17 protein-coding genes, 2 tRNA genes and 3 rRNA genes are annotated in these 20,731 nt (G+C 41.0%); 8 read left to right on the plus strand and 14 right to left on the minus strand.

What is annotated here, in order from left to right:
• The first annotated feature begins 34 nt into the window (after positions 1–34).
• A complete protein-coding gene (cobO, locus tag PLEUR7319_RS0126360) occupies positions 35–649 on the plus strand; it encodes a cob(I)yrinic acid a,c-diamide adenosyltransferase (RefSeq protein WP_019508233.1) in 615 nt (204 codons plus the stop codon).
• A gap of 101 nt (positions 650–750) precedes the next feature.
• Positions 751–1,542 carry an MlaE family lipid ABC transporter permease subunit gene (locus tag PLEUR7319_RS0126365; protein ID WP_019508234.1) on the plus strand — a complete coding sequence of 264 codons (792 nt, stop codon included), beginning with the start codon at positions 751–753 and terminating at the stop codon, positions 1,540–1,542.
• 79 nt (positions 1,543–1,621) lie between these two features.
• Here the strand turns inward: PLEUR7319_RS0126365 and PLEUR7319_RS42885 are convergent, their stop codons facing one another.
• Positions 1,622–1,867 carry a hypothetical protein gene (locus PLEUR7319_RS42885; protein WP_237743703.1) on the minus strand — a complete coding sequence of 82 codons (246 nt, stop codon included), beginning with the start codon at positions 1,865–1,867 and terminating at the stop codon, positions 1,622–1,624.
• Here PLEUR7319_RS42885 and PLEUR7319_RS0126370 point away from each other — a divergent pair.
• The 3 genes from PLEUR7319_RS0126370 (at position 1,794) to plsY (ending at position 4,404) form a co-directional block, all read left to right on the plus strand.
• On the plus strand, positions 1,794–2,117 hold the full coding sequence (locus PLEUR7319_RS0126370; RefSeq protein ID WP_371265402.1) for a DUF3119 family protein: 324 nt from the start codon (positions 1,794–1,796) through the stop codon (positions 2,115–2,117). The genes PLEUR7319_RS42885 and PLEUR7319_RS0126370 overlap by 74 nt on opposite strands.
• Before the next feature lie 67 nt (positions 2,118–2,184).
• Positions 2,185–3,684: a DUF3086 domain-containing protein gene (locus tag PLEUR7319_RS0126375; protein WP_019508236.1), complete on the plus strand. Its 1,500-nt coding sequence runs from the start codon at positions 2,185–2,187 to the stop codon at positions 3,682–3,684.
• A gap of 81 nt (positions 3,685–3,765) precedes the next feature.
• Positions 3,766–4,404, plus strand: coding sequence for a glycerol-3-phosphate 1-O-acyltransferase PlsY (gene plsY, locus PLEUR7319_RS0126380; protein WP_019508237.1), 639 nt, complete (start codon positions 3,766–3,768; stop codon positions 4,402–4,404).
• Positions 4,405–4,546: 142 nt separating this feature from the next.
• Here plsY and PLEUR7319_RS0126390 read toward each other — a convergent pair whose 3' ends face one another.
• The 6 genes from PLEUR7319_RS0126390 to PLEUR7319_RS0126415 form a co-directional block, all read right to left on the minus strand.
• Entirely contained in the window at positions 4,547–5,926 is a 1,380-nt protein-coding gene (locus PLEUR7319_RS0126390; protein ID WP_019508238.1) for a sensor histidine kinase, read from the minus strand.
• 116 nt (positions 5,927–6,042) lie between these two features.
• Entirely contained in the window at positions 6,043–7,218 is a 1,176-nt protein-coding gene (locus PLEUR7319_RS38570) for a sensor histidine kinase KdpD (protein WP_158441883.1), read from the minus strand.
• 566 nt (positions 7,219–7,784) lie between these two features.
• The gene (locus PLEUR7319_RS36785; RefSeq protein WP_019508240.1) at positions 7,785–8,036 is read right to left on the minus strand and encodes a DUF1816 domain-containing protein; all 252 of its coding nucleotides are present in this window, start codon (positions 8,034–8,036) and stop codon (positions 7,785–7,787) included.
• 396 nt (positions 8,037–8,432) lie between these two features.
• Complete coding sequence (locus PLEUR7319_RS0126405) at positions 8,433–10,103, minus strand: response regulator (RefSeq protein WP_019508241.1); 1,671 nt, start codon at positions 10,101–10,103, stop codon at positions 8,433–8,435.
• A gap of 50 nt (positions 10,104–10,153) precedes the next feature.
• Positions 10,154–10,789: an antibiotic biosynthesis monooxygenase gene (locus PLEUR7319_RS0126410; RefSeq protein ID WP_019508242.1), complete on the minus strand. Its 636-nt coding sequence runs from the start codon at positions 10,787–10,789 to the stop codon at positions 10,154–10,156.
• A 212-nt stretch (positions 10,790–11,001) separates the two neighbouring features.
• Positions 11,002–11,634 (minus strand): GUN4 domain-containing protein, encoded by a 633-nt coding sequence (locus tag PLEUR7319_RS0126415; RefSeq protein ID WP_019508243.1) that lies wholly within the window; start codon positions 11,632–11,634, stop codon positions 11,002–11,004.
• A 63-nt stretch (positions 11,635–11,697) separates the two neighbouring features.
• Here PLEUR7319_RS0126415 and PLEUR7319_RS0126420 point away from each other — a divergent pair, with 63 nt between their 5' ends.
• Both PLEUR7319_RS0126420 and PLEUR7319_RS0126425 read left to right on the plus strand, forming a co-directional pair.
• The gene (locus PLEUR7319_RS0126420) at positions 11,698–12,480 is read left to right on the plus strand and encodes an N-acetyltransferase (protein WP_019508244.1); all 783 of its coding nucleotides are present in this window, start codon (positions 11,698–11,700) and stop codon (positions 12,478–12,480) included.
• Positions 12,477–12,686, plus strand: coding sequence for an RNA-binding S4 domain-containing protein (locus PLEUR7319_RS0126425; protein WP_019508245.1), 210 nt, complete (start codon positions 12,477–12,479; stop codon positions 12,684–12,686). The genes PLEUR7319_RS0126420 and PLEUR7319_RS0126425 overlap by 4 nt, the downstream gene beginning before the upstream one ends.
• 70 nt (positions 12,687–12,756) lie before the next feature.
• Here the strand turns inward: PLEUR7319_RS0126425 and rrf are convergent.
• From rrf to PLEUR7319_RS0126460, 7 genes are all read right to left on the minus strand, one after another.
• Positions 12,757–12,874 (minus strand): 5S ribosomal RNA (gene rrf, locus PLEUR7319_RS0126430).
• A gap of 109 nt (positions 12,875–12,983) precedes the next feature.
• Positions 12,984–15,811: ribosomal RNA gene (locus PLEUR7319_RS0126435) — 23S ribosomal RNA — on the minus strand.
• 315 nt (positions 15,812–16,126) lie between these two features.
• Positions 16,127–16,202: transfer RNA gene (locus PLEUR7319_RS0126440), tRNA-Ala, on the minus strand.
• Between the two features lie 51 nt (positions 16,203–16,253).
• Positions 16,254–16,330 (minus strand) — tRNA-Ile (locus PLEUR7319_RS0126445).
• Positions 16,331–16,471: 141 nt separating this feature from the next.
• Positions 16,472–17,963: ribosomal RNA gene (locus tag PLEUR7319_RS0126450) — 16S ribosomal RNA — on the minus strand.
• Together the 16S, 23S and 5S rRNA genes with 2 tRNA genes alongside form the textbook arrangement of a ribosomal RNA operon.
• A gap of 340 nt (positions 17,964–18,303) precedes the next feature.
• Positions 18,304–19,545: a GTPase gene (locus PLEUR7319_RS0126455; protein WP_019508246.1), complete on the minus strand. Its 1,242-nt coding sequence runs from the start codon at positions 19,543–19,545 to the stop codon at positions 18,304–18,306.
• 37 nt (positions 19,546–19,582) lie between these two features.
• Positions 19,583–19,921, minus strand: coding sequence for a hypothetical protein (locus PLEUR7319_RS0126460; protein ID WP_019508247.1), 339 nt, complete (start codon positions 19,919–19,921; stop codon positions 19,583–19,585).
• Between the two features lie 128 nt (positions 19,922–20,049).
• Between PLEUR7319_RS0126460 and aat the strand changes: the two genes are divergently transcribed.
• Positions 20,050–20,667, plus strand: coding sequence for a leucyl/phenylalanyl-tRNA--protein transferase (gene aat / locus PLEUR7319_RS36790; RefSeq protein WP_019508248.1), 618 nt, complete (start codon positions 20,050–20,052; stop codon positions 20,665–20,667).
• Positions 20,668–20,731 lie beyond the last annotated feature (64 nt).

Consider the following 20,731-nt stretch of genomic DNA (forward strand, 5'->3'; position numbering starts at 1 on the left):
GTAAACAGTAATCAGTAATCAGTAATCAATACCTATGAGTGAATCGACAGTTAGCAACGAACAGCACAAGCAAAAGATGCAACGTCGCAAGGAGGTTCAAGAAAAGCGTTTAGCAGAAAAAATTCCTGAAAAAGGTTTAATTATTGTTAATACAGGTAATGGTAAGGGTAAAACCACGGCAGCTCTGGGCATGGTAATGCGATCGCTTGGTCATGGTTACAAGGTAGCAATAGTGCAATTTATTAAAGGTGCTTGGGAACCAGCGGAAAAAGCAGTATTGGAACGATGGTCAGAGCAGTTAAAATTCCATGCTATGGGAGAAGGATTTACTTGGGAAACCCAAGATCGAGAACGAGATACCGAAAAAGCGATCGCCGCCTGGGAAAAAGGATTAGACTATATTCTTAATCCTGAATATAGATTAGTATTACTGGATGAAGTTAATATTGCTCTGAAGCTAGGATATCTGGACATTAATACTGTGATTCAAGGTTTGAAGCAAAAACCCGCAGATTCTCACGTCATTTTGACAGGGAGAGGCGCACCAGCCGAATTAATTGAGATCGCCGATCTAGTTACGGAAATGTCTTTGGTTAAACACCCATTCCGCGAACAAGGTATTAAAGCTCAACCAGGGATTGAATTTTAAGTAATGAGTAATAAGTAATGAGTAATAAGTAATGAGTAATAAGTATTAGCAAAGTATTCTCCCTCTTGCCTTCTTTTTGCCATTAGTACTGTAATCATTTAATGACTAGTAAAACTTCGAGTAAAGGGATTCAAGTGTGGCTGCAACGTTCTTTAGCAGCCCTGTTTTTGACAGGACAAGTTGTTGTTCACCTCCTGCAAGGAAAAATAAATCGTCGTAACACTTTAGAGCAAATGGCAATTGTGGGACCAGATTCTTTGACGATCGCCCTAATTACAGCTGCTTTTGTCGGCATGGTATTTACTATTCAAGTAGCTCGAGAGTTTCTGAACTTTGGTGCAGTGCAGGCGATCGGTGGAGTCTTAGCCTTGGCTCTAAGTAGAGAACTTGCCCCAGTATTAACTGCGGTGGTACTGGCGGCGAGAGTTGGCTCTGCGTTCGCTGCCGAAATTGGCACCATGAAAGTAACAGAACAAATTGATGCTCTTTACGTACTTAGAAGCGATCCCATTGACTATCTTGTCATCCCTCGTATGATTGCTTGCTGTGCCATGTTGCCGCTTTTAACTATGATTTCTCTGGTAACAGGTTTACTTGGAGGAGTTATTGTTTCTCAGACAATCTATAATGTTTCTCAAGCTACCTTCATTGAGTCCGTACAGAGCTTCATGCAAATATGGGATTTGATCAGTGCTTTAATCAAGGCAGTGATTTTTGGCGGATTAATTGCCATAATTGGCTGTAATTGGGGATTAACCACCACTGGAGGTGCTAAAGGTGTTGGTCAATCTACTACTACGGCAGTAGTAATGGCTTTAATTGCTATTTTTATTTCCAATTTTTTTCTATCTTGGTTAATGTTCCAAGGTTTAGGTCGTCAATTTTTGAATTGAGATAACTAGGGCTGTTGAGTGCTCTTGCCATTAGTTTTCATGGGGAAAAGCTAGGATTTTGGTCGTTGTACAATGGAAATTAATGATATGGCAAGAGGATCGATTTTCGCTCCATCATTGAGAATGGCAAAATAGGTAACAAGCTATATCCAAGCAGATCGTCAAACAAGATATTTAATTGAATGACCACTAATACTAAGATTGAAGCCGGAAATTCAACAGAAATCGTTGAACTCTCACCAAACTTTAAAATTCCTATATTCTTGATTTTAGGAGCTTGTGTTTTATCTGTGGTTTCGCTGTGGATAGCTGGAGTCGTTGCCATACTAGGTTTATTTTTAACAGTCCAGACGTTTTTAATTAGGTTGCAATTTACTGATAAATCGCTTAACGTACTTCGTTCTGGCAAGATAATTCGAAGTTTCCCCTATAGTGATTGGTTGAATTGGGAAATTTTTTGGTCAAAAGTTCCTATTTTGTTTTATTTCAAAGAAGTTAATAGCATTCATTTTTTGCCGATCATTTTTGACCCGAAAGTTTTAGCCGACTGTTTGCAAAAATACTACCCTCGTTAGAAGATTAACTAGATTAACATCCTGTTTTAGCTAACTATCTAACTTTATTATTTACTTGGGTGTTCCTATGAATTCTGAAGTCCCCCCCATTCCTGAATCTGAAAATACTAATATTGAGTCAATTGAGTCAGCAGAACCACAAAAATTAGATGATTTGGAGATTGATTCTACATCAGAAATTATTACTGATGTTTGGTCTGAGCAAGAAGTCGTTGAACCTGATGCTACTCCAAATACACAACCTCTTGAAGAGATTCAGGAAGTTGAAGTTGAATTAGATGAATCGGTCAACTCCTCAGCTAACGTGACTTTAGTGCCAGAAATTCCCGAGTTTCTAGAATCATCCCCCAGGGAAACAATTTTAGAGAGCAACATTGCAACTGAGTCTGAAGAAAAATATTCTCCCGAGGAATCAGCGAGTGAAACTGAATTATTCGTAGATCGCTGGCTAGATGAATCTGAGTCTGAATTGCCTTTATCCGATTCCCCTCAAACTGAAAATCAAACCACTGCTGAAGATGATGAAATTAATCATCTAGAACAGCAGAAATCTAATTTACAAAGAGAAATAGAGACTTTAAAAGCAGAAAAAGAGCAAATGCTGCTGCTACAGGTAAAAGAGTTTCAGGACAGTCTTGGACGAATGGTCGAAGAGGGAACTAGAGAATTAAAAGAGCGCAAAACAGCTTTACAAATTGAAATTGAAAAGTTAGAACGCCGTAAAGATCGCATTAACCAGGAAATGCGGAGTAGTTTTGCTGGTTCATCCCAAGAGTTGGCAATTAGGGTTCAAGGCTTTAAAGACTATTTAGTTGGTAGTTTACAGGATTTGGTAACTGCTGCGGAAAAACTCGAATTAGCTAAGGTAGAAGCCTCTAATCCCAGAACGAGAGAGAGAGAGAAAATTAGAAGTAGGGAAAACCCCCGAAGAGAGGAGCGAAATAGGGGAAGAAGAAGAGAAAGAGATGAACGAGGTCGAGCTAGAAATGAATCTCCCCAAGCTCAAGCCCAAGCCCAATTTTCTGAACCAACTTTTGCCGATCAAAGTAGACGTATTCGTCAGCTTTTAGACAAATATCGTAATAGTCCAGACTATTACGGTTCACCATGGCAATTACGCCGAACTTTTGAACCAGTTCATGCCAAAAAAGTTCAGGAATGGTTTTTTACCCAGGGTGGTAGAGGTGCTGTAGATAGTATGGGAAGTCGTCTACAAAATATCCTGGTTGCTTCTGCCGTAATTTCGATTCTTCACAATCTATATGGCGATCGCTGCCGGGTTCTAGTCTTGACTGATACCCCGGAGAACTTAGGAGAATGGCGAAGGGGATTACAAGATTGTTTGGGAATCTCACGCAGCAACTTTGGCTCTAATCGAGGTGTCGTATTATTTGATTCCCCCGATATTTTGGTTCAAAGAGCCGAACGCTTGATCAAAGACAAATTGTTGCCTATGATCGTGATTGATGAGACCGAAGAACTATTAAATCTAGCGGTTCTTAAATTTCCTCTGTGGTTAACATTTGCTCCTATAGGTAAATCCACATCTTCTAATTATTTATATTAATTAAAATTAATTGTTATAGGTATTTTGTTTATTGCAAAATCCCGTTAAACTAAATCTACAGATTTAATGCAATAAACAATTATGGAGGTTAAATTGACTACTTGTGCAATACTAATTTTACTAGCTTATCTATTGGGATCAATTCCTACCGGATATATTGTTGGACGTTATTTAAAAGGAATTGATATCCGAAAACAAGGTTCTGGTTCTACTGGTGCGACTAATGTTTTACGAACAGTTGGTAAATCTGCTGCACTTGCAGTCTTGGCAATAGATTTACTCAAGGGTTCTTTGGCTTTGGCTTTGGTTAATTTAGTTTATTCTCTTGCACCCAGTGAATTTTTACCCGCTAGTTGGTATTCTTGGTTAATTACAGCAGCAGCATTAAGTGCCATCATTGGTCATAGTAAGTCTATTTGGCTTAATTTTACTGGAGGTAAATCCGTTGCCACTACTTTAGGTGTATTGTTGGTAATGAATCCGATAGTTGCTTTAGGAACTTTGGCTAGTTTTGGGATTATTTTAGCTATCTCCCGAATAGTTTCTCTCAGTTCAATTTGTGGCGCGATCGCCGTCAATATTTTAATGTTGGCAATGAATCAACCCCTACCTTACGCCATTTTTGCTGCTTTAGCAGGATTATATGTGGTTTTACGTCACAAAACTAATATCCAGCGATTACTAGCTGGTATTGAGCCAAAAATCGGTCAAGCTTTATAAAAAAGCCAAGACGATTACGGCTGTTGATTTCAACAAATAAAATATGAGCTTTCAAAAGAAGTTTGACGAGATTCCAGTAAGAGTAATATTTACTTTTACTGGAATCTTTAGTTTAAGGTTAGTTTCTCGTTATCCGATTGTCTTAATTTATTTTTAAAGGTAAACGTACTTGAAAGTTCGTTCTACCTGGTTGCGATTCAAAACGCAAATTCCCTTTATGCTTCTGCACTACTATACGACGCGAAATATCTAAACCTAAACCGCTACCTTTGCCCATTCCTTTGCTAGTAAAAAACGGTTCAAAAATACGGGACTTGATTTGTGGGGGAATACCTGAGCCATTGTCGATAATTTCTACCAAAACGCAATTATTTTCCAAAGTAGTACGAATAGTCAATTCACCTTTGCCATCCATAGCATCGATCGCATTATCAATTAAGTTTGTCCATACCTGATTGAGTTCACTACCGTAAACAGATACTTTGGGAAGATTATCACTATATTCTTTATTAACTGTTACCCCATACTTAAGCTTGTGATGGAGAATTTTTAGGGTGTTATCCAACCCTTCGTGTAGATTTACTTCTTGCAGGGCAGCCCGATCCATATAAGAATAATTTTTAATCGCCCCTACTAAATCAGAGATTCGACTGGTGCTTTGTTCTACTTCATTAACTAAACTATTCATCGTTAAAGTCGCCTCAAGCCACACCAAAGCTTCGGTAAAAGCCTGAGATTCCATGGCATTAGCGAGGGTTTCTAGTTGCGATCGCTCTATTCCTGCACAAACTAAACTAGGAGAGAGATCCCAAGCATTATTGACCCCCCGATTTTCTAGCCAATCTGCTAATTCATCCTCGCGATCGCTTTGTTCTAGGGGAGATAAAAACTGTTCATTATTGAGCTGACTAATTGCCTGTTGTTGTAATTCTGCCAGTAATTGTCGATGATCAGCCGAAAATTGTTTACCTCGTAATGACAGCATATTCTGTTGTAGAGAAGCGATCGCACTGTTGAGTTGTTTAGCTGCCCTTCTACCTGCCGCTGCGGGATTATTTAATTCATGGGCTAATCCAGCAGATAACTTGCCCAAGGCAGCTAGTTTTTCTTGCTGACGCAGTTTGATTTCCAATTCCTTAGAACGTTCGGCTAATGCCGGGACAAATAAATCGACACTTTGAGGACAGTTTTTAAGTAATTCTTTAAAATCTTGAAATTGAATTACCCGACTAATACCAACGCTTATAGCAGTAGCTTGGGATATACCTCCCGTAAGCATGCTCAAATCCCCTGTAAATTCACCGCGTTGATGAATAGTAATGACCAGTTCTTCTGCACCAAGTTGTTTGGTTATTTTAATTTGCCCATCCAAAACTACGTAAAAACAGCAGGCATCATCTCCTTCACTAAATAGAATTTGTTCGGGCATAAGTTTTAAAATTGTGCCACAGTCTTCTAATTTTTGGAGATGCTCCTCTTCTAAAATTGGGAAGAGAACCGAATCTGAAAGTGTTTTTGGCATGATAATGATTCAAATGTAGATAATGCTTAATCAAGATCAGCTGCGTTGAGATCAACTTTGTCCTGATTGTAAAGCAAAAAACAAGATCTCACTTATCTGAGAACCGCTATAGTGATCTACATTGTTACAGGGACTGTAAAGTGAATGCTACTTCCCTGTTCTTTACCAGCAGAATTAGCCCAAATTTTTCCACCTAGGCTTTGAATAATTTGATAGCAAATAGTTAAGCCAATTCCTACTCCGTTAACCGTTCGCTTAAGAGCATTTTCTTCTTGATAAAAGCAATTAAAAATCGCATTCAAATTATTAGGGGCAATACCACGACCAGTATCAGAGATAATTACCTCCAAAAAAGATTTATTCTCAGAGATAGATAGATTAGATATTTGTTCAGTATTTTGGTTGAGAAGCTTAACTTGAATTTTGATTTCTCCTTGAGGCTGATTGAATTTACAAGCATTATCTAAAACTTTAGTTATCGCTTCTACTAATCTATCTCCATCAGTTTTTATTCGCGGTAAATAAAAGGGTAATTCAATATCAATTTTTGGTAAGGGATGATCGTATTTTTGATTTTTTAAACTAGTTAAAGCTAATTCCAGAAGAGCTTGAACTTCAACATATTCCTGACGATAGTATACTTGACCTTGTTTTAATCGCGCTAGGATAAAGAAATCTTTGATTAATTGCCTCAACCTTTCAAAGTCGTTTAAAGCAATTTCTAACATTTTTTGCTTGTACTCTTCGCACTCATCAGATGCTTCTAATTCATTGCTTAAGCTTTCTAGGCAGACTTGAATCGTACATAAAGGAGTTCTTAATTCATGACCAACAATAGCAATGAAATTACTATTAATATGTTCTAGAACTTCTCCAGGGCATTCATTTGAACTTGAGTCTTTGTCGTTTTTTGGCACTAGATAGGAAAAACCCGTTACCTGATATACATTTAAAATTTTTTCTAAAGATTTTTCTAGAATATTGTGTATTTCTCTAGAGCGATCGCATTGTGCTGTTGAATCAGACTGAGAAATATTAATACAATCCTGAATTAACTGTCGCAAGTATTTGACATCTTGTATACCAGTTTCCAGAAGTATTTGATTTAACTCCACGGAACTTGATGACTCATTAGCCAAAGTTTCTAAGCAAACTTGGATCGTCGATAAAGGATTCCATAGCTCGTAACCGATAACGCTAATTAGATTACTTTCTATGTGTTTGAAAGTTGCTAACTTCTCCTGAAATTCAGGACTTTGAGCTTCTTTTACGACTTTTTCGACTGGAGTCAATTTTTTTACCCTGGCGAGAATTGTAAATATTTGTAAATATTTGTAAATAAATATAACATGAATTTGCACTCTCCCTAAAAACTAAATTTATTGATTGATCTCAAGAGAATTTAAATTAGTCATCAATTTCAGCTAGGTGGAGGATAAAAAATTTTGACAATTTAGCTTTCTACGATACCTGGAGCTAACCCTTTGACTGAGTGTTACCAGCATTTTCCGCTACAAATATCCCTGAAACGTTTATTTGTGATCAACAAGGATAGCGATCGCTTTAATTAATATTTTTAGTTAACTTGCTACATCAAAAATTTTTCGCTTTATCTTGCTTTCTTTAAATGTATGAGGTAGACACAATCAACTATTAAGTAGATCCACTTTATTAAACATGGAATGGTTAAGATCGGGGTTAGGTGATAGGGGTTAGGGATTAGGGAGAATCATCTTCAATTTTTTTACTATTCTATTAGACGTTTTATTAGGTGGAGCTACTTAACTAATTAATATTAACTATTAACAGCAATCAAGAATATTGAACAGTACTTCCTAAGAATGATAAATGTTATGTATTATGTTTTGGCAATAGTTAACTGCTGAGGCTGACATTGTTTTAATTCTACACTTTCCACTATTGCCTCTTCTTCAATTAGATCCTTGATGTAACCATTCTGCATGAACTTTGCTGCCAAAGAACTATCGAAATGCCCAAAATAATAAATACACTCAGGATTCTGAGTTTTGATTTCAATCCAATATGGTGTTTTTGGGGTTTGAAAAACTAATGAATCGAGTATTTCGGCTATTTTATAATCGAGTTTCATTGATTTATATTAATTTAGTTAATTTAAACTGCAAGGATTATCAGCTATTGTTTTGTCAGTTCTATATGATGAAGCGATCGCAACGCATAAGTTTCAGAAATATATTTCCGTAATTATTATTTTTATTAGGTAAATACTTATATCATGGCTTAGATATATAATATTCGCCAACATTAATTCTGTATTTAAAAGTACAAAGATCAAAGATGATTATTATATATCGACAAAATATTTGAAGTTTGTTAATAATATTAGTATTTTATATTTTGTCGATAAAAACTAGCTTGAAAACTGTAATTTATCTAACACAAGAGTGCCATTTTATTTCTTTTATCGACAGAAAAAGCATCAGCAAGAAATTAAATTATTTATCAGTGTACATTTACAAATGAGAATTTACGCCCCAACTTCGGCTAGGTAGCGGTGAACAAACATAATAGCGATTGACCCTTCCCCTACTCCAGAAGCTACCCGTTTAACTGAGTTGTGTCGCACATCTCCCGCCACAAAGATACCGGGAACACTTGTTTCTAATAAGAAAGGCTCGCGATCGCGATTCCAACCGCGAAAATCTGTGCTTTTTTTCAAGTCTGCTCCAGCATAGATAAAGCCCCGTTGATCTTTGGCTACTATTCCATCTAACCAATCTGTTTCGGGTTTGGCTCCAATAAAGATAAACAAAGAATTGGTTTCTACCTGTTCGGTTTTTCCTGTCTGATTTTGTAACAGAGTTAGTCCTGTCAGACTGTTTTCACCATGTACTGCGGTAACTTCGGTATGGGTTAGTACTTTGATGTTATCGGTAGCATCAATCTGATCGATGAGATATTGAGACATACTTTTAGTTAAAGATTCTCCACGGACCAGCATTGTTACCTGAGCTGCATATTTAGAAAAATACATTGCTGCTTGTCCCGCCGAATTTGCCCCACCAACTAAATAAATATGTTCATCTTGGCAAGACAAAGCTTCGGTTTTAGCTGCACCGTAGTAGATCCCCCTACCTGTTAGGCGATCGCATCCTGGGAGAGTTAATCTACGCCAATATACCCCTGTGGCCAATAACAAAGCATGGCAGTTGATTTCGCTACCATCAGCTAGTTTCACGATCCGATAGGGATCATCTACCTTGACCCCGACAACCTCCTGGGGAGTAAGGATTTCTACTCCAAATCTTTTTGCTTGAGTAACACCTCTTCTAGCGAGATCGTCTCCACTTAAGCCCACTGGAAAACCAAGATAATTTTCAATGCGAGAACTAGAGCCGGCTTGCCCTCCTGGTGCAGAACGTTCAATCATTACTGTACTCAATCCTTCTGAGGCACCATATACTGCAGCCGCCAAACCTGCGGGACCTCCTCCGACGATGACCAAATCATAAAAGGGTTTTTCGGCTTGAGTTTGTAGCCCGATCTTTTCCGCTACTTCTAGGTTGCTAGGCTGTTCTAATTTATCGCCATTAGCAAATAACACTAAAGGTAATTTAGGCTGCGTGCTATTATGGGCAACGTATTCAATTAACTTATTGGCTTCTGGTTCAACTTCCACATCCATCCACTGATAGGGAATTTGATTACGTGCTAAAAAGTCTTTTACATTATGGGAACAGGGCGACCAGCGATCGCCAATAACTCTAATGCCTTCAAATGTAGGACGATAGACGGCTAACCAATCTTCTAATAAATCATCTAAAACAGGATATAACTTTTCTTCGGGAGGATCCCAGGGCTTGAGAAGATAATAATCAAGTCGAGCTGTATTAATAGCTCTAATTGCCGCATCCGTATCCGCATAAGCAGTCAGCAAAACCTTTTTGGCTTCGGGAAACATCGGTGCCGCTTTTTCTACAAATTCTACCCCATTCATTTCGGGCATTCTTTGGTCAGTGAGAAACAAAGCTACTGTTTCATTTCGTACCTTCAGCTGTTCTAAGGTCTCAATTGCCGATGCCCCAGAGTTGGCTCGCACAATCCGAAAGCGATCGCCATATTGTTTTCTCAAATCACGCGCGATCGCTTGTAATACTTCTAAATCATCATCGATAGTGAGGATCGTTGGTTTTGCCATTGTTAAAGAATAGGATATGAGAGATCAGGAATTAGGAAACAAAGATATTTTTAGGAGTGAACGGTATGAACTACTTCGTAGAGGTGATATTCGTTGTCGGCGATGCCTTCCCAGTAGGGTGCTGCTTTACTAAAGCCTGGCTTTTTAACTAGTTCTTCAATAGCTTGTTGATTTTCCCACTGTCCATAGTTAATTACGCGAGTACCATCTAAGCTGCGGTGAAAAGTGGCGGAGAGCAAACCAGGTTGTTCCATTGCTGGTTTGATGTGTTCTTTGGCTAGTTCAACCATTTTAGGTTGATTTTCAGGTTGCATACTAAATTCAGCAAAGTGGACAACATATTCTCCTGTTTTTATCTCAGGGGTTCCGACTTTAGATTCTGAAGTAACTATTTCGTAGACATGGGAATCTGGAGTATCAAATTCAAATAGTTTAGCAGCTTTTGTCTGTATATCTTGGTTACTTCTAAAAGCTTCGAAAGTCTCTATATTTTTCCACTGAGCGTAGTTGGCAACTTTTACTCCGTCAGTACTTTTATGTAGATTAGCTGAAACAAAGCCTGGTTGAGTTTTGACGGTTTCGAGAAATTCTTTAATTGCGTCAATAAGTTCTAACTGTTGTTCAGGTTTAACCGTAAAAATAATAATTACGGTGGTTAAACTGTTATCCAAAGAGAGATTAGCCATGATGTCAGTGATGATTAACAATCTAGTAGGTCATCAAGATTATTTTGAGGGATCAATGTTGATTAATATACTCAGATCTTGCACTAAGAAACGTTGATATGAGAATGGATAGCTGAAGTAGTTGTGTAGACGAGTTTAATAATTACTAGGACAGGTAACTTAGAAGGGGGTTATCTTAAATTTTGAGCTAATTTGGATTCTCTATCTAAAATTCAGATATTGCAAGCTATTAAACGACCTAAAAAGAAATTGGTCATTTTCGAGCCATAAGGAGAATTCCACCAACGAGAAGGATGACAGCCCAGTGGAGCATTGAGGCTAAAATCCAATTCATTACAGGGAAGCCAACGTTTATCTTTACGCCATCCCAGCTTTTCACCCCAAGTTTCTATTAGCTGTTGATTTTGTTCTATCGTAGTATCCAATGAGCCTCCAACTTCCTGATATGTTTGTAATTGAGGACTAAAACCGAAACGACCATCACTGTATTTCATCCAGAGGCGATCAATCACCATCAAATCATTACAGGGAAAATGTCTAATATCTTCCGGAGTCAACTCTTCAATCTCTTTGGCTGTTACGGATAAAACTAATCTGATGGTTTCTTTATCTGCTTCAAACCAATTGCTCTCTGCTAAATATTGCTGAAGATTTTGATAACGATAGCGATCGCCGAGTAACATTAAATCATCTTCTAGTTGAGTAATTTTGGCTGGTAAACTAGATAACTTCCCCAGATTATCTTCTAAGTTATCAAAACGGCTGGAAAGTTGGCTTAACTGCTGTTGAATTGCAGATAATTGTGCCGTAAGTTGCTCAACAATTTGCTCTTGATTGTCACTCATCAGTGCATGTACTTAGACTTCAATAAAAGGGTAACACTATCAGTTAAGAGTAAGCAGTAAATAGTGAACGTTCAACATTTTAATAAAATTCAGATTTTAGAAGAATTATCTCTCAATGCCTTACCATCTCTACAACAAATTTTGTACGATGGCTGGATTTTACGCTTTGCTGAGGGATACACTAAACGAGCTAATTCAGTTACTCCTCTATATCCTAGTTCAGAGGATCTAACCCAGAAAATCTACCGCTGCGAGCAGGTCTACCAGAGTTTTAACCTCAAACCAATTTTTCGACTGACAAACATTTCCCAATCAAGAACTTTAGATCAAACTTTAGAAAAATTAGGATATCAAAAATACTGTAATATTAGCGTTCAAGTTAAGACTATAACCGCCGGCAATGCATTACACAATGATTACCTAACGATTAGACGTGGCGATCGCTCGGTTACTCTGAATAATGAATTATCCGAAGAGTGGCTAGATCATTTTGTTCATGCCGCCAGTCTACCAATACAGCATTGGGAAACTCTCTCTACTATATTGCAGATTATTCCTACTCAAACTTGTTACGCTTGGTTGAAATATAGATATCAATTTTGTAGTTGTGGCTTAGGGGTTTTAGAAAATAATTATTTAGGACTTTTTTTTATTATTACTGCGAAAAAACAACGTCGTAAAGGACACGCTGAGCAACTAATCTCAACTCTGTTGAATTGGGGACAAAGTAAAGGGGCTACTCACGCCTATGTTCAAGTAGAAGCCAAGAATCTAAAGGCAATAAATTTATACAATAAATTAGGATTTACAGAAGTTTACCAGTATTTTTACCGCACTAAAGCATGAAAAACTTATCACAACGAGCATATATTAAACTCGATCAGTTTCTTAAATTGCAGGGAATTACCCAAACTGGAGGAGAAGCCAAAATTATCATTAGAGAAGGACAAGTAGAGGTAAACGGGAAAGAAGAGATTAGACGAGGGCGTAAATTAGTTACTGGCGATCGCGTTGCTGTTGCAGGAAAAACCCATAGAGTAGACTTAAACTAATAAGAAATTGCAAATAACAAAACCCCCTACGAACTAATTCGAGTAGGAGGTTTTGTGGTTAGAAGAATGAACCTGGCACTGAGCTATTTTTCCGGGAGGCTACCCTCCGAGTATCTTCGCCGCTACAGAGTTTCACCGTCGAGTTCGGGATGGAGTCGAAGTGGTTCCACTGCGCTAAAAGCACCAGGAATACTGTCTGGGTTTTACTGTAGATCAACCCTCAAGACTGCATAAATCTAGATGATTCAAGTCCAAATCAGAATAGTAGTAATTATTAATGGTCTAGTCGAGTTGAAGTTGGTCAAGCCCTCGGTCTGTTAGCACGCCTCGGCTGCAAACATTGCTGCTCTTCCACCTAACGCCTATTAACGGGTGTTCTTCCCGTGACCTTACTGGCAATTGCCATGAGAGTACTCATCTTGAGGTGGGCTTCCCACTTAGATGCTTTCAGCGGTTATCCTCTCCGCACTTGGCTACCCAGCGTCTACCGTTGGCACGATAACTGGTACACCAGCGGTGCGTTCTTCCCGGTCCTCTCGTACTAAGGAAGACTCCTCTCAATACTCTTGCGCCTACACCGGATATGGACCGAACTGTCTCACGACGTTCTGAACCCAGCTCACGTACCGCTTTAATGGGCGAACAGCCCAACCCTTGGGACCTACTTCAGCCCCAGGTTGCGATGAGCCGACATCGAGGTGCCAAACCTCCCCGTCGATGTGAACTCTTGGGGGAGATCAGCCTGTTATCCCTAGAGTAACTTTTATCCGTTGAGCGACGGCCTTTCCACGCAGCACCGTCGGATCACTAAGACCGTGTTTCCACCCTGCTTGAGTTGTCTCTCTCGCAGTCAAGCTCCCTTCTGCCTTTACACTCTGTGGCTGATTTCCATCCAGCCTGAGGGAACCTTTGTGCGCCTCCGTTACCTTTTTGGAGGCGACCGCCCCAGTCAAACTACCCACCTGAAACTGTTCTTCTCCCGGCTGACGGGCTTAAGTTAGAATTCTAGTCTCCCTAGAGTGGTATCTCACATTGCGGCTCCTGCAATCCCACAAGACTGCTCTCCACGCCTCCCACCTATTCTGCGCAAGGAAAACCCGAACCCAATTCCAGGCTATAGTAAAGCTTCATAGGGTCTTTCTGTCCAAGTGTAGGTAGTCCGTATCTTCACAGACAATCCTATTTCGCCGAGCCTCTCTCCGAGACAGCGCCCAGATCGTTACGCCTTTCGTGCGGGTCGGAACTTACCCGACAAGGAATTTCGCTACCTTAGGACCGTTATAGTTACGGCCGCCGTTCACCGGGGCTTCGGTCGCTAGCTTCATGCCTAAACACTGACCAACTTCCTTAACCTTCCGGCACTGGGCAGGCGTCAGCCCCTATACATCCTCTTTCGAGTTCGCAGAGACCTATGTTTTTGGTAAACAGTCGCCTGGGCCTCTTTATTGCAACCACCTCTCGGTGGCACCCCTTCTCCCGAAGTTACGGGGTCATTTTGCCGAGTTCCTTAGAGAGAGTTATCTCGCGCCCCTTAGTATTCTCTACCTGCCCACCTGTGTCGGTTTCGGGTACGGGTACTCTGATTTCAACACAACAAACGCTTTTCTTGGCACTAGCTTTACCACACAGAGTCCTTAGACTCCTCCCAATCCAATCAGGGCGTGGTTATTTTTCATGCGTCCCGTCTATTGCTCCCACAGAATAGTCAGGGAATATTCACCCTGTGTCCATCGACTACGCCTTTCGGCCTTGCCTTAGGTCCCGACTAACTCTCCGCGGACGAGCCTTCCGGAGAAACCCTTGGGCTTTCGGGGTATATGATTCTCACATATATTTTCGCTACTTAAGCCGACATTCTCACTTCTGTACCGTCCACATCTGCTTGCCGCTAATGCTTCTCCCCATACAGAACGCTCCTCTACCACTACAGATAAATCTATAGTCCACAGCTTCGGTGACACACTTAGCCCCGTTCATTTTCGGCGCAGGAGCGCTAGACCAGTGAGCTATTACGCACTCTTTCAAGGATTGCTGCTTCTAAGCAAACCTCCTGGTTGTCTATGCACTCCCACCTCCTTTCTCACTTAGTGTGTACTTGGGGACCTTAGCTGGTGGTCTGGGCTGTTTCCCTTTCGACGATGAAGCTTATCCCCCACCGTCTCACTGGTAAAATTTCATTAGGTATTCTGAGTTTGTCTCACTTTGGTACCGCTCTCGCAGCCCGCAGCGAAACAGTGCTTTACCCCCTAATGAGATAACTTACCGCTGCGCCTAAACGCATTTCGAGGAGAACCAGCTAGCTCCGGGTTCGATTGGCATTTCACCCCTAACCACACCTCATCCGCTGGCTTTTCAACGCCAGTCGGTTCGGACCTCCACTTGGCTTTACCCAAGCTTCATCCTGGACATGGTTAGATCACCCGGGTTCGGGTCTACAAATAGTGACTCAGACCGCCCTTGTCAGGCTCGCTTTCACTTTGGCTTCGGATATGACTCCTTAACCTGCCACTACCTGTAAGTCGCCGGCTCATTCTTCAACAGGCACACTATCACACGTTCAATCGTGCTCTAATTGCTTGTAGGCTAACGGTTTCATGTTCTATTTCACTCCCCTCGCTGGGGTTCTTTTCACCTTTCCCTCGCGGTACTATTCGCTATCGGTTACACATTAGTATTTAGCCTTACGAGGTGGTCCTCGCTGATTCACACGGAATTCCACGGGCTCCGTGCTACTCGGGATTCAGTCTGGCTACTTCCGTTTTCGACTACAGGACTTTCACCTCCTCTGGTGCAGCTTTCAACTGCTTCGTCTAACTTTCATAGTCCGTCCGACTGTCCCACTACCCCACCGACCTTAGTCGGTGGTTTAGGCTGTTTCCGCTTCGCTCGCCGCTACTAAGGAAATCGCTTTTGCTTTCTCTTCCTTCAGCTACTAAGATGTTTCAGTTGGCTGAGTTCGCTCGCTCCTGCCTATATATTCAGCAGGTCGTTCATACAGGTTGCCCCATTCGGACACCCTCGGCTCATTGCTTGTTTCCAGCTCCCCGAGGCATTTCGTCGGTCACCACGTCCTTCTTCGCCTTTGTGTACCTAGGTATCCACCGTTAGCCCTTTGTAGCTTGACCTTGTATTGAGCATTTCTGCTCGATACTCTCTTTTCTCTACTTCTAGGTTTTTACACCTTGGACTTTTCTGACAAGTCAAACTTGTCGTCTTAGTTTTTTGACCTAATTACTTAGTTCTTTTTTGGCTCTATCACAAATAAACTTTTTCTTTCGTCTTTCGACAATTGAATCTGCTTACTTCTTCTAGATATTATGCAGTTTTCAAGGTTCACCTCTGAACTCTTTAAAGTCCAGCATCCTCATTTGTTGCCTCGGCAATTCATGATAGTGCTGAATTTTAATCTCTTTATTTAGACTCTTGGTCTTTTTTTTCTCTGGTGGAGGTAAGCGGACTTGAACCGCTGACATCCTGCTTGCAAAGCAGGCGCTCTACCAACTGAGCTATACCCCCAAACTCCTTTAAACTCCGAACTTCTAATTCCGAACTCCGAATTTAATTTTGTGGTGGGCCATCCTGGACTTGAACCAGGGACCTCACCCTTATCAGGGGTGCGCTCTAACCACCTGAGCTAATAGCCCTTATCTTGGTCTAGTTTGAGCTAGAACCAGAACAATCAGTTTGACAGTTTTTCACAAATTACTTGAGGAATCGACCTTTGGTTTGACCTGTGATAACGAGACCTATATAATCGTCTTCGCTTCACGGCTTTGGTCTCCCTATAAGGAGGTGATCCAGCCACACCTTCCGGTACGGCTACCTTGTTACGACTTCACCCTAGTCACCAGCCCTGCCTTCGGCATCCCCCTCCACATAAGCGGTTAGGGTAACGACTTCGGGCGTGGCCAACTTCCATGGTGTGACGGGCGGTGTGTACAAGGCCCGGGAACGAATTCACCGCAGTATGCTGACCTGCGATTACTAGCGATTCCTCCTTCATGCAGGCGAGTTGCAGCCTGCAATCTGAACTGAGGCGGGGTTTGCTGAGATTCGCTTACGATCGCTCGCTTGCTGCCCTTTGTCCCCACCATTGTAGTACGTGTGTAGCCCAGAACGTAAGGGGCATGCTGACTTGACGTCATCCCCACCTTCCTCCGGTTTGTCACCGGCAGTCTTCCTAAAGTGCCCAACTTAATGCTGGCAACTAAGAATGAGGGTTGCGCTCGTTGCGGGACTTAACCCAACATCTCACGACACGAGCTGACGACAGCCATGCACCACCTGTCTTCGAGTTCCCTAAGGCACAGAAGCTATTACGCCTCCTTCTCGAGATGTCAAGTCCTGGTAAGGTTCTTCGCGTTGCATCGAATTAAACCACATACTCCACCGCTTGTGCGGGCCCCCGTCAATTCCTTTGAGTTTCACACTTGCGTGCGTACTCCCCAGGCGGAACACTTAACGCGTTGGCTACGGCACTGCTCGGGTCGATACAAGCAACGCCTAGTGTTCATCGTTTACAGCTAAGACTACAGGGGTATCTAATCCCTTTCGCTACCCTAGCTTTCGTCCCTGAGTGTCAGTTACGGCCCAGTTGAGCGCCTTCGCCACTGGTGTTCTTCCCAATATCTACGCATTTCACCGCTACACTGGGAATTCCCTCAACCCCTACCGTACTCTAGCTGAACAGTTTCCACCGCTTGCCAGAAGTTGAGCTTCTGTCTTTAACAGCAGACTTGTACAGCCACCTGCGGACGCTTTACGCCCAATGATTCCGGATAACGCTTGCATCCTCCGTATTACCGCGGCTGCTGGCACGGAGTTAGCCGATGCTTATTCTTCAAGTACCGTCACTTTCTTCTTCCTTGAAAAAAGAGGTTTACAACCCAAAAGCCTTCCTCCCTCACGCGGTATTGCTCCGTCAGGCTTTCGCCCATTGCGGAAAATTCCCCACTGCTGCCTCCCGTAGGAGTCTGGGCCGTGTCTCAGTCCCAGTGTGGCTGCTCATCCTCTCAGACCAGCTACCGATCGCCGCCTTGGTAGGCTTTTACCCCACCAACTAACTAATCGGACGCGAGCTCCTCTCCAGGCTATAAATATTTCACCCGAGGGCATATTGGGTATTAGCAGCGATTTCTCCCTGTTGTCCCCATCCTGAAGGCAGATTCTCACGCGTTACTCACCCGTCCGCCACTAAATCCGAAGATTTCGTTCGACTTGCATGTGTTAGGCATACCGCCAGCGTTCATCCTGAGCCAGGATCAAACTCTCCATGATGAATCAAATCCATCAATTCAGTTGATTTTTTGACTCTTTTCGTTTTTTGTTATCCTGAGTAAAATTGCTTTTACTTGGGGATTGAATTAAGTTTTTTTAATTCCTAAAGTACTGTGTTTTAAAAACCGTCAAACTATTGATTTGTCTTGGTTCTGGGCGTTGCTGGGAGGTGTTGTTCTCTCAACCGCGCATTTACCAATATACTCATTCTAAATTCATAAGTCAACCCCCTCGGCGAAACTTTTTTGGCTAATTTATTTTGTCTTGCACCAAAAGACATACTCCGCTTAGGATAAACACGATAATTTTTTTTGAAAATCGAAAAAACCATAACTTTAAGTTATTTAATGTTTTTAAATTGTTTTTTAGCTGAGGCAAATGCTTCTTTCATGACTAACTGAATTTTACGAGGATCGGGTTTTTTCCCTCCCATGAGATCACCAAAATAAACACAAGCTCCCTCTCCTAGCGACCAAGTGTAAGCTGCTGCCCAAGATGCTGCAATGACACTACCAAAGCCAGGAATAAATTTAATTAGTTCTCTGCCAATAGCTTGAGCAAAAAAACCACCGGCGATCGCACTGGCAATTCCACCAGCTTGAGAAGGAGATAAAGTTTGCCCGTATAGTTTGCCCAACAGCCCTACTAAAGATATTTGTAATGCGGTTAAGACTGGCATAGTAGCAAAAGGAAGAGGAACAGCAGCTAGAGTTGCAGCAATAGTAGAAAAGGCAACTAAATAACGTCTAGCAGTGTCTCGATATAGATTGCCTAATTCATTTCCAGCATTATTATCGAGTAGCTGATAAATAGTTCGCGATTCTGCTTCTGGAAGTAATTCAGCTAAAGCGTCAGTTAATGCCTCTAAACCGTAAAACGTTGGATTATAGCCATCTTCTTCTAGGGTAAAGTCGATTAAAATAGCGCGATCACAAAGTTGGTCGAAGTCTTTTTGAATTGCCTCAAAAGCACGATTAATAGTTTCGTAGACTGGGGGATATTCTGGATGATCTTCCACGTCAGATGGGTAGACTTCATGAAGGCAAGTGACTGCCAATAAACAGGGAATATCAGGATGATTGTGTCTTAGTTGCTGTGCTATCTGTCGTAGGGTGTCAGTAGCAAAATCGCTGATTTTAACTGTGAGAATTAGAATTCTAGCGCATTGGCTTTCTCGTTTCAATTCTTGTTCTAATTCTTGAATAATGGTTTGAGTATTTTGGTTAATATCACCTAACCCCACCGTATCGGTAAAAATTAGTAATGGTAGCTCTTCCGAAGGGTAAGCATATCTTTCCGTATTTTGGGTACGAGGACGAAATCCTTGCCCTACAATCTCGTCTGATACTCCTGTTAAACCACGTACAATTGAACTTTTACCAGCTTGAGGCTTGCCAATTAACAAAGCTTCTGTAGTTGGTAATTTTTCTCTAACGGTAGTTAAAATTTCCGCTACTTTTTCGTCACTAACACTAAACCAATCAGCAGCTTTTTCGGTAAGGCGATTAACAGGAAATAGCTGTTTTAAACGCTGTGTTACATCATCAATGTTTTTTGATGTACGATTTTTCCAATCATTCATCCAGGCAAATTTGCTCATGGCTCACTGACTATTGAAATTATTCACCGCAACAACGATCTATCCCTAGGCTATCTAAAATTAAATCACTTACAGCATTGGCAACGGCAAATTCACTATAAAAACTGCGACTAAAATCAAAAGCACGCATCTCAGCAATAATAGCAATGACCAACGAACCTAGATCGTTTTCTCCTTCTAAACGCTGGCGCACAAATATTTTTGACGCTCTTTGGGCTATTTTGGCGTTAACTGTTTCAGGTAAAAATTCCTCATCCAGCCAGGTGTGTAATGACTGTCTAAGCCATTCTTCTTCTTTGTCAGGATGTCGTATGTCAGGTAAGGTAATTGGGGCAATCGGTTCAGCTGAATCTGTCATGATGATTTATTTTGTTATGTTGAATTTATATTGGACTTCTTAACTATCAATTATGAATCACTGATAATTTGATATGAGTATTTTTAAAATCTAAACACAACTATCTAGAAATAGATAATAGTAAAGGTATGAATATTGATATTGATTCAATCATTGAAGGATATAGCCAAGGTTACTTTTTGATGTCTGATGATGATGGACAACTAGATTGGTATTCTAGTCGTCAGCGTACCCTAATTCCTTTAGATGATCGTTTTCGTTATCCTAAATCTTTACAACGAGTACTAAATCAAGAACGGTTTTCAGTAGCAATTAATCGTGATTTTAAAGCAGTTTGTGAGGGATGCGCTGATCGCGATACTACCTGGATTTCTGATGATTTGCTACGGATCTATTTTGCTCTACATCAAGCGGGTTGGGCACACAGTTTTGAAACTTGGCAAGGAGATCGACTTGCAGGGGGCATATTAGGTATTGCTATTAAAGGAGTATTTATTGGCGAATCGATGTTCTATCGAATTACTGAAGGTTCTAAGGTGGCGATGGTGAAGCTTGTAGAACATTTACGTCGTAAAGAATATGTTTTATTTGATGCTCAATTGCAAAACCCTCACTTAGAACGTTTTGGCTCTTATGTGATTAACTCGGGACAGTACAAACGATTGTTACATCAGGCAATGATACGAAATTGTATTTTTAATAACGTGGATTTGGATAATTATATATTTACATATAAACGCAGATGATGTTTCTGTTGTGGGCTGATGGTTGCTCGAATCAGGAAATTATTGAGGATAGCAATACAAATGC

The organism is Pleurocapsa sp. PCC 7319 (assembly GCF_000332195.1).
Lineage (GTDB): Bacteria > Cyanobacteriota > Cyanobacteriia > Cyanobacteriales > Xenococcaceae > Waterburya.